Source organism: Pseudomonas sp. AC070 (genome assembly GCF_979258635.1).
Window position 1 is genome coordinate 984,261 of record NZ_OZ409871.1, and the last position, 13,091, is coordinate 997,351.

The window sequence follows — 13,091 nt, forward strand, 5'->3', positions numbered from 1 at the left end:
GCTTGCTTAGCATTCTTCGCCCGTACCCGTCGCCGCTGTTCAGCCGTCGCGGTATCGACCTCGACTTCCCGCTGCTGGCCGGTTGCTTCGCGCTGCTGGGCCTGGGCTTGGTGATGATTACCTCGGCCTCCACCGAAGTCGCCGCCGTGCAGACCGGCAATCCGTTCTATCACATGATCCGCCACGTCATTTACATGGCCATCGGCCTCGGCGCTGCCGGCCTGATGCTGGTGATTCCGATGTCCACCTGGCAGCGCATGGGCGGCACCTTGTTGGTGGTGGCGTTCGGGTTGCTGGTGCTGGTGTTGGTGCCGGGCATCGGCCGCGAAGTGAACGGTTCGATGCGCTGGATCGGCTTCGGCGCATTCAACGTGCAGCCTTCGGAAATCGCCAAAGTGTTCGCGGTTATCTACCTGGCCGGCTACCTGGTGCGCCGCCAGGAAGAAGTGCGCGAGAGCTGGATGGGCTTTTTCAAACCCTTCATCGTGCTGTTGCCGATGGCTGGCTTGCTGCTGATGGAACCGGACTTCGGTGCCACCGTTGTACTGATGGGTGCTGCCGCCGCCATGCTGTTCCTGGGCGGTGTCGGCCTGTTCCGTTTCTCGCTGATGGTGGCCTTGGCAGTCGGCGCGGTATTCGTGCTGGTGCAGGCGCAACCGTATCGCATGGCGCGTCTGGTGACCTTTACCGACCCGTGGGCCGACCAGTTCGGCTCGGGCTATCAATTGACGCAGGCGCTGATCGCGTTTGGTCGCGGCCAATGGCTGGGCGTCGGCCTGGGCAACAGTGTGCAGAAGCAGTTCTACCTGCCGGAAGCACACACCGACTTCGTGTACTCCGTGCTCGCCGAAGAACTCGGCCTGTTCGGATCGCTGGCCACCGTGGCGCTGTTCGTGTTCGTCAGCGTGCGCGCCTTGTACATCGGCTTGTGGGCCGAGAAAGCAAAGCAGTTCTTCTCTGCGTACGTCGCCTTCGGTCTGGCCTTCCTGTGGATCGGCCAGTTCCTGATCAACATCGGCGTGAACGTCGGCCTGCTGCCAACCAAAGGGCTGACTCTGCCGTTCCTCAGCTACGGCGGCAGTTCGTTGGTGATTTGCTGCGCCTGCCTGGGGTTGCTGCTGCGTATCGAGTGGGAGCGCCGCACCATTCTTGGCAGCGAAGATGTCGATTTCGTCGAGAGCGATTTCGCCGAAGAGCCGGCTGCCAGCAAAGCGTCCAAGGAGGTGGTCCATGGCCGCTAATGTTCTGATCATGGCCGGCGGCACCGGCGGCCACGTGTTCCCGGCGCTGGCCTGTGCTCGCGAGTTTCAGGCGCGCGGTTATACCGTGCACTGGCTCGGCACGCCGCGTGGCATTGAAAACCAACTGGTGCCGGAAGTCGGTCTGGACCTGCACTTGATTAACGTCGCTGGCCTGCGCGGCAAAGGCTTCGTCAACCTGCTCAAGGCGCCGTTCAGCTTGCTGCGCTCGCTGTTTCAGGCGCGCCGCATCGTGCGCAAATTGAAACCGGTGTGCGTGTTGGGCATGGGCGGCTACGTCACGGGTCCAGGCGGCCTGGCGGCGAAAATGGCCGGTGTGCCGCTGATTATTCACGAGCAGAACGCCGTGGCCGGCACCGCCAATCGCAGCCTGGTGCGTTTCGCCACGCGCGTGTGCGAAGCCTTCCCGAATACCTTCAGCCAGTCGGCCAAGCGCCGCACCACCGGCAACCCGGTGCGTGAAGAACTGTTCCTGGAAACACCACGCGACACGCTGCAAGGCCGTCGTCCGCGTTTGCTGATTCTGGGCGGCAGCCTGGGCGCCGAGCCGTTGAACAAGTTGCTGCCCGAAGCCTTGCGCGAAGTGGCGGTAGAGATCCGTCCGGAAGTGGTGCACCAATCCGGCAAGAATCACGATGAAATCACCAAGGACCGTTACGACGCGGCCGGTGTCCAAGCGCACGTCGCGCCGTTCATTAAAGACATGGCCGGCGCGTATGCCTGGGCCGACCTGGTGGTGTGCCGCGCAGGCGCGCTGACCATCAGTGAACTGGCTGCTGCCGGTCTGCCGTCGATACTGGTGCCGTTGCCGCACGCCATCGACGATCACCAGACCCGCAACGCCGATTATCTGGCTCGTGAAGGCGCTGCCTTCCTGCTGCCACAAGCGACTACTGGCGCCGCCGAATTGGCCGAGCGCCTGACCGAGGTTTTGATGCATCCCGAACGCCTTATCTACATGGCCAGCACCGCGCGCCGCCTGTCCAAGCCCGACGCGACCCGCACTGTCGTCGACATCTGCCTGGAGGTGGCCCGTGGTTGAGAGCCAGAAAGCGTTTCCGCAGCCAGAAATGCGCCGTATCCGCCGCATCCACTTCGTCGGCATCGGCGGCGCGGGCATGTGCGGTATTGCCGAAGTGTTGTTGAACCTGGGCTACGACGTGTCCGGCTCCGACATCAAGGGCTCGGCCGTTACCGAGCGCCTGCAGAACTTCGGCGCCCAGGTGTTTATCGGCCACCGCGCCGAGAACGCTCAGCACGCTGACGTTCTGGTGGTGTCCAGCGCTATCAACACGGCCAACCCGGAAGTGGCCAACGCTCTTGAGCGCCGCATTCCCATCGTGCCGCGCGCCGAAATGCTCGCCGAGCTGATGCGCTATCGCCACGGCATTGCGGTTGCCGGCACCCATGGCAAAACCACGACCACCAGTTTGATTGCTTCGGTGTTTGCGGCCGCTGGCCTGGACCCGACGTTTGTAATTGGTGGCCGCTTGAACGCTGCCGGCACCAACGCCCAGCTTGGCACCAGCCGCTACCTGGTCGCCGAAGCGGACGAAAGCGACGCCAGCTTCCTGCACCTACAGCCGATGGTGGCCGTGGTCACCAACATCGACATGGACCACATGAGCACCTACGAAGGTGACTTCAACAAGTTGAAGAAAACCTTCGTCGAGTTCCTCCACAACCTGCCGTTCTACGGGCTGGCCGTGGTGTGCGTGGACGATCCGGTGGTGCGCGAAATTCTGCCCCAGGTTAAACGCCCGACCATGACTTATGGCCTGAGCGAAGACGCCGATGTGCGCGCCATCAACCTGCGTCAGAACGGCATGCAAACCTACTTCACCGTGCTGCGCGCCGGCCGTGAGCCGCTGGATGTGTCGGTGAACATGCCGGGCAACCACAACGTATTGAATGCCCTGGCGACCATCGCCATCGCCACCGACGAAGGCCTCTCAGACGAGGCCATCGTTCACGGCCTGTCGAAATTCCAGGGCGTGGGTCGCCGCTTTCAGGTGTACGGCGAACTGCCGGTCGAGGGCGGCAGCGTGATGCTGGTCGACGATTACGGCCACCACCCGCGTGAAGTGGCAGCGGTGATCAAGGCCGTACGCGGTGGCTGGCCGGAGCGTCGCTTGGTGATGGTGTACCAACCGCACCGTTACAGCCGCACCCGCGATCTGTACGACGACTTCGTGCAGGTGCTGGCCGACTCGAACGTGCTGCTGCTGATGGAAGTGTACCCAGCGGGCGAGGAGCCGATTCCTGGCGCCGATAGCCGTCAGCTGTGCCACAGCATCCGTCAGCGCGGCCAGTTGGATCCTATTTATATCGAGCGTGGCACTGAGCTGGCGCCGATCGTTAAACCGTTGCTGCGCGCTGGCGACATCCTCCTGTGCCAAGGCGCCGGGGATATCGGTGGCCTGGCGCCGCAGTTGTTGCAGAGCCCGTTGTTTGCCGGCGCGGTTGTCGCCGGTGGGAGTAAGAAATGAGTGGCCTGTTAGATCGCAACCTCGCCCCCGACGCCTTCGGCCGTGTCGCCGTGCTGTTCGGCGGCAAGAGCGCTGAGCGCCCGGTGTCGCTGAAGTCCGGCGCTGCCGTGCTGGAAGCGCTGCAAGCGGCGGGTGTCGACGCCTTCGGTATCGATGTGGGCGACGACTTCCTGCAGCGTCTGGTCAGCGAAAAAATCGACCGCGCGTTTATCGTGCTGCACGGTCGTGGCGGCGAAGACGGCAGCATGCAGGGCCTGTTGGAATGCGTTGGCATTCCGTACACCGGCAGCCGCGTGCTGGCCTCGGCCCTGGCGATGGACAAACTGCGCACCAAACAGGTGTGGCAGAGCCTCGGTTTGTCGACCCCGCGTCACGCGGTATTGGCCAGCGTGGATGACTGCCGGTCGGCGGCCACGGAACTGGGTTTCCCCCTCATCGTCAAACCGGCGCATGAAGGTTCCAGTATCGGTATGGCCAAAGTGAACAGCGTCGACGAGTTGATCCGCTCGTGGCGCGATGCCAGCGGCTACGACTCGCAGGTGTTGGTTGAACAGTGGATCAGCGGTCCGGAATTCACCGTTGCCGTATTGCGCGGCGAGGTGCTGCCACCGATTGGCCTTGGCACCCCCCACAGCTTCTACGACTACGACGCCAAGTACCTGGCCAATGACACCCAGTACCGCATTCCATGTGGGCTGGACGCCGCCAAAGAACAGGAACTCAAAGACCTCACCGCCCGCGCCTGCGATGCCGTTGGCATTCAGGGCTGGGCGCGTGCCGATGTGATGCAGGACAAAGACGGCAAATTCTGGCTGCTGGAAGTCAACACCGTTCCCGGTATGACTGACCACAGCTTGGTGCCAATGGCCGCTCGCGCAGCAGGGCTGGATTTCCAGCAACTGGTCGTGGCGATTCTTTCCGACAGCGTTGAGGCACGAGGTTAAGACCATGCACGGCGCAACCCTCCGTCATCAGCAACCTGTTCCCGGCCGTGGCGCTTTGCCGCGCAAGCCGGCGCAGCGGGGTGCCAGTCGGATGGTGGCCAAGGAGCCGTTGTCGGTTCGCGTACCGAAGCCAAGCTTCTCGGCGATCAAGCGTGTGCTCTGGCCGGTGATGTTGCTGGTGCTGGGCTTTGGCACTTACGAAGCGGCCCAGCGTTTGCTGCCGTACGCCGATCGCCCGATTGCGAAAATCAGCGTGCAGGGCGAGCTCAGCTACATCAGCCAGCAAGCGGTGCAGCAGCGTATTGCGCCCTTCGTGGCGGCGAGCTTCTTCACCGTTGACCTCGCCGGCATGCGCGCCGAACTGGAACAGATGCCGTGGATTGCCCACGCCGAAGTTCGCCGCGTATGGCCCGACACCGTGACCATTTCGCTGGAAGAACAACTGCCGGTGGCCCGCTGGGGCGACGAGGCGTTGCTGAACAACCAGGGTCAGGCGTTCACTCCGCGTGAGCTGGCCAATTACGAAAACCTGCCTCAGCTGGTGGGCCCGCAGCGCGCTCAGGAAGACGTGATGCAGCGCTACCAGATGCTCAGCCAGATGCTGCGCCCACTGGGGTTTTCGGTGGCGCGCCTGGAACTGCGTGAACGCGGCAGCTGGTTTATCACCACCGGGGTGAATAACACCGGACAAAGCATTGAGTTGTTGTTAGGTCGGGATCACCTAGTCGAGAAAATGCGCCGCTTCGTGTCCATCTACGACAAGAGCTTGAAAGACCAGATCGCGAATATTTCGCGCATCGACCTGCGTTACTCCAACGGCCTGGCCGTTGCGTGGCGTGAACCGATTGCGCCGGCGACGGACAAAACCGTCGCGCAGAAGTGAATTAGGAGAAGGCAGCAACATGGCAAACGTGCAGAGCGGCAAGATGATCGTCGGCCTCGATATCGGCACCTCCAAGGTGGTGGCGCTGGTAGGCGAAGTCACGGCTGATGGCCAGCTGGAAATCGTCGGGATCGGCACGCACCCATCGCGCGGCTTGAAAAAGGGCGTGGTGGTGAATATCGAATCCACCGTGCAATCGATTCAGCGCGCCATCGAAGAAGCGCAAATGATGGCCGGCTGCCGTATTCACTCGGCATTCGTCGGCGTGGCGGGCAACCACATCCGCAGCCTGAACTCCCACGGCATCGTCGCCATTCGCGACCGCGAAGTGAGCCAGGCCGACCTTGAGCGCGTACTCGATGCCGCTCAGGCCGTGGCCATTCCGGCTGATCAGCGCGTGCTGCACACCTTGCCGCAGGATTACGTGATCGATAACCAGGAAGGCGTTCGCGAGCCGCTGGGCATGTCGGGCGTGCGCCTGGAAGCCAAAGTGCACGTGGTGACCTGCGCGGTGAACGCGGCACAGAACATCGAAAAATGCGTGCGTCGCTGCGGCCTGGAAGTAGACGACATCATTCTTGAGCAGTTGGCCTCGGCCTACGCCGTGCTGACCGACGACGAGAAAGAACTGGGCGTTTGCCTGGTGGATATCGGCGGCGGCACTACTGATATCGCCATCTTTACCGAAGGCGCGATTCGCCACACGGCCGTGATCCCGATTGCGGGTGATCAGGTCACCAACGACATCGCCATGGCCCTGCGTACACCGACGCAATACGCCGAAGAAATCAAGATTCGCTACGCCTGCGCCCTGGCGAAACTGGCCGGCGCTGGCGAAACCATCAAAGTGCCGAGCGTGGGTGATCGTCCGCCGCGTGATTTGTCGCGACAGTCGCTGGCCGAAGTGGTCGAACCGCGTTACGACGAGCTGTTCACCCTGGTTCAGGCTGAACTGCGCCGCAGCGGTTATGAAGACCTGATTCCTGCCGGCATCGTGCTGACCGGCGGCACCTCGAAGATGGAAGGCGCGGTCGAACTGGCCGAAGAAATTTTCCACATGCCCGTTCGCCTGGGCATGCCGCAGGGCATCAAGGGCCTGGGCGATGTGGTGCACAACCCGATTTATTCGACCGGCGTGGGCTTGCTCATGTACGGGCTGCAAAAGCAGAACGACGGCATCTCGCTGTCCGGTGGCAGCAGCTACAACGACGAACCAAAGACACCTGTACTGGAGCGGCTGAAACGCTGGGTCCAGGGCAATTTTTGATGTTAAACCGCGTGTGCTGTAGGCGTTACAACTAGAAAAGCAAAGGAGAGGGGACCATGTTCGAGCTCGTAGACAATATCCCGCAAAGCGCTGTTATCAAGGTAATCGGCGTAGGTGGTGGTGGCGGCAACGCTGTTAACCACATGGCGAAAAACAACATCGAAGGCGTTGAGTTCATCTGCGCCAACACTGACGCCCAGGCATTGAAAAATGTCGGCGCGCGTACCGTGCTGCAACTCGGTACCGGTGTGACCAAGGGCCTGGGCGCTGGCGCCAACCCGGAAGTCGGCCGTCAAGCTGCAATGGAAGACCGCGAGCGTATCGCCGAAGTGCTGCAAGGCACCGACATGGTCTTCATCACCACTGGCATGGGCGGCGGTACCGGTACCGGTGCGGCACCGATCATTGCTGAAGTGGCTAAAGAGATGGGCATCCTCACCGTTGCGGTGGTGACCCGTCCGTTCCCGTTCGAAGGTCGCAAGCGCATGCTGATCGCCGAAGAGGGCATTCGTGCTCTGCAGGCCAGCGTCGACTCGCTGATCACCATTCCGAACGAAAAATTGCTGACCATCCTCGGTAAAGACGCGAGCCTGCTGTCGGCTTTCGCCAAGGCTGACGATGTACTGGCCGGTGCCGTTCGCGGTATCTCCGACATCATCAAGCGTCCGGGCATGATCAACGTCGACTTCGCCGACGTGAAAACCGTGATGAGCGAAATGGGCATGGCAATGATGGGCACTGGCTGCGCCAGCGGTCCGAACCGTGCACGTGAAGCCACCGAAGCGGCCATCCGCAACCCGTTGCTCGAAGACGTGAACCTGCAAGGCGCGCGCGGCATTCTGGTGAACATCACTGCCGGTCCTGACCTGTCTCTGGGTGAGTACTCCGACGTGGGTAACATCATCGAGCAGTTCGCTTCCGAGCACGCTACCGTCAAGGTCGGCACCGTAATCGACCCGGACATGCGCGACGAACTGCACGTGACCGTGGTGGCCACCGGCCTGGGCGCGAAAATCGAGAAGCCGGTCAAGGTAGTCGACAACACCGTGCAAGCTGCTGCCGTTCCATCGGCCGCCGCACCGCGTAACGAACAGCCTTCGGTTAACTACCGCGACCTGGATCGTCCAACCGTCATGCGCAACCAAGCCCACGCTGGCGCGGCTGCTGCAGCCAAGTTGAACGCTCAGGACGATCTGGATTACCTGGATATTCCAGCGTTCCTGCGTCGTCAGGCTGATTGATGAAATTTATCAGGAGTATTGGGGTGATTGGTGTTCAGCACGGGTCGGGTCTGGTATTATCCCCGGCCATTGTTGAAAACAATTCGCAACTAGTGTTATAGCGGCCAAGCCATGATCAGACAACGCACCCTGAAGAACATCATTCGCGCCACTGGCGTCGGCCTGCATTCCGGGGAAAAGGTTTACCTGACCCTCAAGCCGGCACCGGTCGATACCGGTATCGTGTTTCGCCGTACCGACTTGGACCCTGTCGTGGAAATTCGCGCCCGGGCCGAGAATGTCGGTGAAACCACCATGTCGACCACACTGGTCAATGGTGATGTGAAAGTGGACACCGTGGAGCACCTGCTTTCGGCCATGGCTGGCCTGGGCATCGATAACGCCTACGTCGAGCTCTCCGCGTCCGAAGTGCCGATCATGGATGGCAGTGCTGGTCCCTTCGTATTCCTGATTCAATCCGCAGGCCTGCAAGAGCAGGAATCGGCGAAGAAATTCATCCGCATCACTCGCGAAGTAACGGTTACAGAGGGCGACAAGCGCGCCACCTTCGTTCCTTTCGATGGTTTCAAGGTGAGTTTCGAGATCGACTTCGATCACCCGGTTTTCCGCAATCGCACCCAAAGCGCGAGCGTGGACTTCTCTAGCACCTCCTTCGTAAAAGAAGTGAGCCGTGCGCGCACCTTCGGTTTTATGAGTGACATCGAGTTCCTGCGTTCGCAGAATCTGGCACTCGGCGGCAGCGTAGAAAACGCCATCGTGGTAGACGAGTTTCGCGTACTGAACGAAGACGGCCTTCGGTACGAGGACGAATTCGTTAAGCACAAAATTCTCGACGCCATCGGCGATCTTTATCTGCTGGGTAACAGTTTGATTGGCGAGTTCCGCGGCTTCAAGTCGGGACATGCGCTGAACAACCGTCTGTTGCGCACCTTGATTGAGCAACGTGACGCTTGGGAAGTGGTGACTTTCGACGACGTGAAGAGCGCGCCGATTTCGTACATGCGACCAGTTGCGGCTGGTTGAGCAATACCCTCCTTAGCTGTTTTTAAAGCCACCCTCGGGTGGCTTTTTTTATGGGTGTAAATAAACGATCGGCTGCGCGTCGGCCGGGCTGCGTTAAAAATCGTTTTTGAATGCTCATTGGCTACAGCCAACTGCGCTTCAAAATCGATTTTTGCCTTGCGCGGCTCTAGCTCGCTCGATCTCGATTGTGGGATGCATAGTCTTGAACATCAAAAGTGTCAGGCTGAATTAGCCTTTCCCATGCCGCGCGAGTCGTTCGAGCGCCGCACGCAACCCCGGATCGCTAATCCCCTCTGCCACTTCCTGAATGCCTTCCGCCGTTTCCGTGGAAAGCTGCATGGTGTGACCGCGAAGTTTGGCGACGCCCACGCGCGGCTGCACTTTGAACAGAATGCGGTTGAGGTTGCGGAACGGTTCCAGCGCTTGCAGTTGGCGTTCCAAACGGCGCTGTTGGTAGCGCAGGCGGGTGGCCCAATGGCCGTCGGTGACGATCAATAACAGACAGCCTTCGCGCCACGAGGCGACGTGGCAATGCTCGCGCGCAGCGGGTTGCAATTGGCTTTCCACCAGACGCTGCAGGTGATCCAGGCGGTGCGCCTGATTGATCAGCGCCTGCAAAGGTTTGGCGTCGCGCAGGAGCGCAGTGTGACCTTTTGCGGGTAGGGGACGAAATGCCATGGCGAAGTGCCTGAAATAACCGGGGCCCAATGGTAGCAGAGCGAAGATTTGTCAGTAGAACCATAGGGGTTGATTGGCGGGCGTTTGCCCCCATATAGGGGCTTCGGGGAAAACGATAGTGCCGCTCACCGATACGTCACACTCGTTGTGCAAGCGGACCGTGTAGTCATTTCCGCAAGCTGCCGAGCGTGCTGGCACCGTGCAACAACGCTACTTTCCTCGCTAACGATTCCGGGTAGAATGCCCGCTTCGCAAGCAGCCATGAAGGCTGCGCGGGCGACTCACGGGGCCGCCCTCCATCCCTATGTGTGGAAGATCCTGCCGATATGTTTGCGCCTTTGTTAAAGAAACTCTTTGGAAGCAAGAACGAGCGCGAAGTTAAGCGCATGCAAAAGACGGTAATCGCCGTCAATTCGTTCGAAGAGCAGATGCTGACTCTGTCCGACGAGCAACTGCGCGGCAAAACCGAAGAGTTCAAGGCCCGTCTGGCCAAAGGCGAAACCCTCGACCAACTGCTCCCCGAAGCCTTCGCCGTCGCCCGTGAAGCGGGTAAGCGCGTGATGGGTATGCGGCACTTCGACGTACAGCTCATTGGTGGCGCCACCCTGCACGAAGGCAAGATCGCCGAGATGCGTACCGGTGAAGGTAAAACCCTCGTAGGTACGCTGGCCGTTTACCTCAACGCGCTGTCCGGTAAAGGCGTGCACGTGGTTACCGTGAACGACTACCTGGCTCGCCGCGACGCCAACTGGATGCGCCCGCTATACGAATTCCTCGGCCTCTCGGTCGGTATCGTCAGCCCGTTCCAGCCGCCGGAAGAAAAGCGCGCCGCGTACGCCGCCGACATCACTTACGGCACCAACAACGAATTCGGTTTTGACTACCTGCGCGACAACATGGCGTTCAGCGTGGAAGAGAAATTCCAGCGCGAACTCAACTTCGCTGTAATCGACGAAGTCGACTCGATCCTTATCGACGAAGCCCGTACCCCGCTGATCATCTCTGGCCAAGCCGAAGACAGCTCCAAGCTGTACATGCAGATCAACCTGCTGATTCCACGCCTCAAGCAACACATCGAGGAAGTGGAAGGCGTGGTGACTCAGGAAGGCCACTTCACCGTTGACGAGAAGACCCGTCAGGTCGAACTCAACGAAGCCGGTCACCAGTTCATCGAAGACATGCTCACCCACGCCGGCCTGCTGGCTGAAGGCGAGAGCCTGTACTCGGCGCATAACCTCGGTCTGCTGACCCACGTGTATGCCGGCCTGCGCGCCCACAAGCTGTTCCACCGCAACGTCGAATACATCGTGCAGAACGATCAGGTGTTGCTGGTCGACGAACACACCGGCCGCACCATGCCGGGTCGTCGTTTGTCCGAGGGCTTGCACCAGGCCATCGAAGCCAAGGAAGGTTTGCCGATCCAGGCTGAAAGCCAGACCCTGGCCTCCACCACCTTCCAGAACTACTTCCGCCTTTACAACAAGCTGTCCGGCATGACCGGTACGGCCGACACTGAAGCGTTCGAGTTCCATCAAATCTACGGTCTGCCGGTGGTTGTGATTCCGCCGAACAAGCCGCTGGCACGTAAGGACTACAACGACCTGGTCTATTTGACTCAGGAAGAAAAGTACGCCGCCATCGTTGCCGATATCAAAGAAAGCCAGGCCGTTGGCCGCCCGATTCTGGTGGGTACCGCGTCCATCGACAGCTCGGAATACGTGTCCCAGCTGCTGACCAAAGAAGGCATTGAGCACAAAGTCCTCAACGCCAAGTTCCACGAAAAAGAAGCGGAAATCATCGCCCAGGCCGGTCGCCCCGGCGCGCTGACCATCGCCACCAACATGGCCGGTCGTGGTACCGACATTCTGTTGGGCGGTAACTGGGAAGTGGAAGTCGCTGCCCTGGAAAACCCGACTGAAGAACAGATCGCGCAAATCAAGGCTGACTGGCACAAGCGTCACCAGTTGGTAATCGAGTCGGGTGGTCTGCACGTAATCGCTTCCGAGCGTCACGAGTCGCGCCGTATCGACAACCAGTTGCGCGGTCGTTCGGGCCGTCAGGGCGACCCGGGCTCCAGCCGTTTCTACCTGTCGCTGGAAGACAACCTGATGCGCATCTTCGCCTCTGATCGGGTGAAGAACTTCATGAAAGCGCTGGGCATGCAGTCCGGCGAAGCCATTGAACACCGCATGGTCAGTAACGCCATCGAAAAGGCCCAACGTAAAGTTGAAGGCCGCAACTTCGACATGCGTAAGCAACTGCTTGAGTTCGATGACGTGGCCAACGAGCAGCGCAAAGTGATCTACCACATGCGCAACAGCTTACTGGCCTCCTCGGACGTGGGCGACACCATCGCCGAGTTCCGCCAGGAAGTGCTGGATAACACCATCAATTCCCACATTCCGCCGCAATCGCTGCCAGAGCAGTGGGACATCGCCGGCCTGGAAGCGGCCCTGCTCAACGACTTCAGCATCAAACTGCCGATTCAGCAGTGGCTCGACGAAGACAGCAAGCTCTACGAAGAGCCGCTGCGCGCGAAGATTCTGGAAGCGCTGTTGGCTGCCTACAACGAGAAAGAAGACCAAGCCAGCGCCGAGGCGCTGCGCACCTTCGAGAAGCAAATTTTGCTGCGCGTGCTAGACGACCTGTGGAAAGACCACCTGTCCACCATGGACCACCTGCGTCACGGTATTCACCTGCGCGGTTACGCACAGAAGAACCCGAAGCAGGAGTACAAGCGCGAGTCCTTCACCCTGTTCCAGGAACTGTTGGATTCGATCAAGCGCGACACCATTCGCGTGCTGTCCCACGTTCAAGTGCGTCGCGAAGACCCGGCCGAAGAAGAGGCGCGCCTGCGCCAGGAAGCCGAGGCACTGGCTGCCCGCATGCAGTTCGAACACGCCGAAGCCTCGGCGCTCGACGAGCCCGAGCTAGAGCCAGTGGGCGAGGTTGCAGTGCCGACGTATTCGCCGGCGCGTAATGATCAGAAGATTGGTCGCAACGAGCTGTGTTATTGCGGCAGTGGCAAGAAGTACAAACACTGCCACGGTCAGATCAGCTAATAGCAGGTCCACGATCTTTTGGACGTCGGCCATGCTGCGTTGAAAGCGTCATTTAAATGCTCACGTACTGCAGTACGCTGCGCTTTAAATGACGCTTTCGCCTTGTCTGGCTCTAGCCAAAAGGATCTTGAGTTACGGCGGCAAACAGCCGCGTGAATCAATCGATCTCGAATGCAACATCAAGAGCCGTGTTTGCTCTAACGTTTCCACGCCGTGACCGGTCTACCGTTCGCGGCGTTTTTGCC

At 60.3% G+C, this 13,091-nt stretch carries 10 protein-coding genes; 9 read left to right on the forward strand and 1 reads right to left on the reverse strand.

Going from position 1 to position 13,091, the window contains the following annotated elements; genetic code table 11:
• The first annotated feature begins 2 nt into the window (after positions 1-2).
• The 8 genes from ftsW to lpxC all read left to right on the forward strand — a co-directional run bounded on the left by ftsW (position 3) and on the right by lpxC (position 9,106).
• Positions 3-1,241, forward strand: coding sequence for a putative lipid II flippase FtsW (gene ftsW / locus ACZZ0Q_RS04335; RefSeq protein ID WP_463542240.1), 1,239 nt, complete (start codon positions 3-5; stop codon positions 1,239-1,241).
• The gene (gene murG / locus ACZZ0Q_RS04340; RefSeq protein WP_463539968.1) at positions 1,231-2,301 is read left to right on the forward strand and encodes an undecaprenyldiphospho-muramoylpentapeptide beta-N-acetylglucosaminyltransferase; all 1,071 of its coding nucleotides are present in this window, start codon (positions 1,231-1,233) and stop codon (positions 2,299-2,301) included. Before ftsW ends, murG begins: the two co-directional genes overlap by 11 nt.
• A 28-nt stretch (positions 2,302-2,329) precedes the next feature.
• Entirely contained in the window at positions 2,330-3,748 is a 1,419-nt protein-coding gene (murC, locus tag ACZZ0Q_RS04345; protein WP_463542239.1) for a UDP-N-acetylmuramate--L-alanine ligase, read from the forward strand.
• On the forward strand, positions 3,745-4,692 hold the full coding sequence (locus ACZZ0Q_RS04350) for a D-alanine--D-alanine ligase (RefSeq protein WP_463539967.1): 948 nt from the start codon (positions 3,745-3,747) through the stop codon (positions 4,690-4,692). Before murC ends, ACZZ0Q_RS04350 begins: the two co-directional genes overlap by 4 nt.
• A 4-nt stretch (positions 4,693-4,696) precedes the next feature.
• Positions 4,697-5,575, forward strand: a complete 879-nt coding sequence (locus ACZZ0Q_RS04355; RefSeq protein ID WP_122494259.1) for a cell division protein FtsQ/DivIB — start codon at positions 4,697-4,699, stop codon at positions 5,573-5,575.
• 19 nt (positions 5,576-5,594) lie between these two features.
• The gene (gene ftsA, locus ACZZ0Q_RS04360; protein ID WP_122494257.1) at positions 5,595-6,842 is read left to right on the forward strand and encodes a cell division protein FtsA; all 1,248 of its coding nucleotides are present in this window, start codon (positions 5,595-5,597) and stop codon (positions 6,840-6,842) included.
• A gap of 56 nt (positions 6,843-6,898) precedes the next feature.
• Positions 6,899-8,083 (forward strand): cell division protein FtsZ, encoded by a 1,185-nt coding sequence (gene ftsZ / locus ACZZ0Q_RS04365; protein ID WP_463539966.1) that lies wholly within the window; start codon positions 6,899-6,901, stop codon positions 8,081-8,083.
• A gap of 111 nt (positions 8,084-8,194) precedes the next feature.
• Positions 8,195-9,106, forward strand: coding sequence for a UDP-3-O-acyl-N-acetylglucosamine deacetylase (gene lpxC / locus ACZZ0Q_RS04370; protein WP_122452460.1), 912 nt, complete (start codon positions 8,195-8,197; stop codon positions 9,104-9,106).
• 228 nt (positions 9,107-9,334) lie between these two features.
• On the opposite strand, the gene ACZZ0Q_RS04375 is transcribed toward lpxC, so the two are convergent.
• A complete protein-coding gene (locus ACZZ0Q_RS04375; RefSeq protein WP_122452461.1) occupies positions 9,335-9,784 on the reverse strand; it encodes a DciA family protein in 450 nt (149 codons plus the stop codon).
• 326 nt (positions 9,785-10,110) lie between these two features.
• Here ACZZ0Q_RS04375 and secA point away from each other — a divergent pair, with 326 nt between their 5' ends.
• Complete coding sequence (gene secA / locus ACZZ0Q_RS04380; RefSeq protein WP_463539965.1) at positions 10,111-12,846, forward strand: preprotein translocase subunit SecA; 2,736 nt, start codon at positions 10,111-10,113, stop codon at positions 12,844-12,846.
• Positions 12,847-13,091 lie beyond the last annotated feature (245 nt).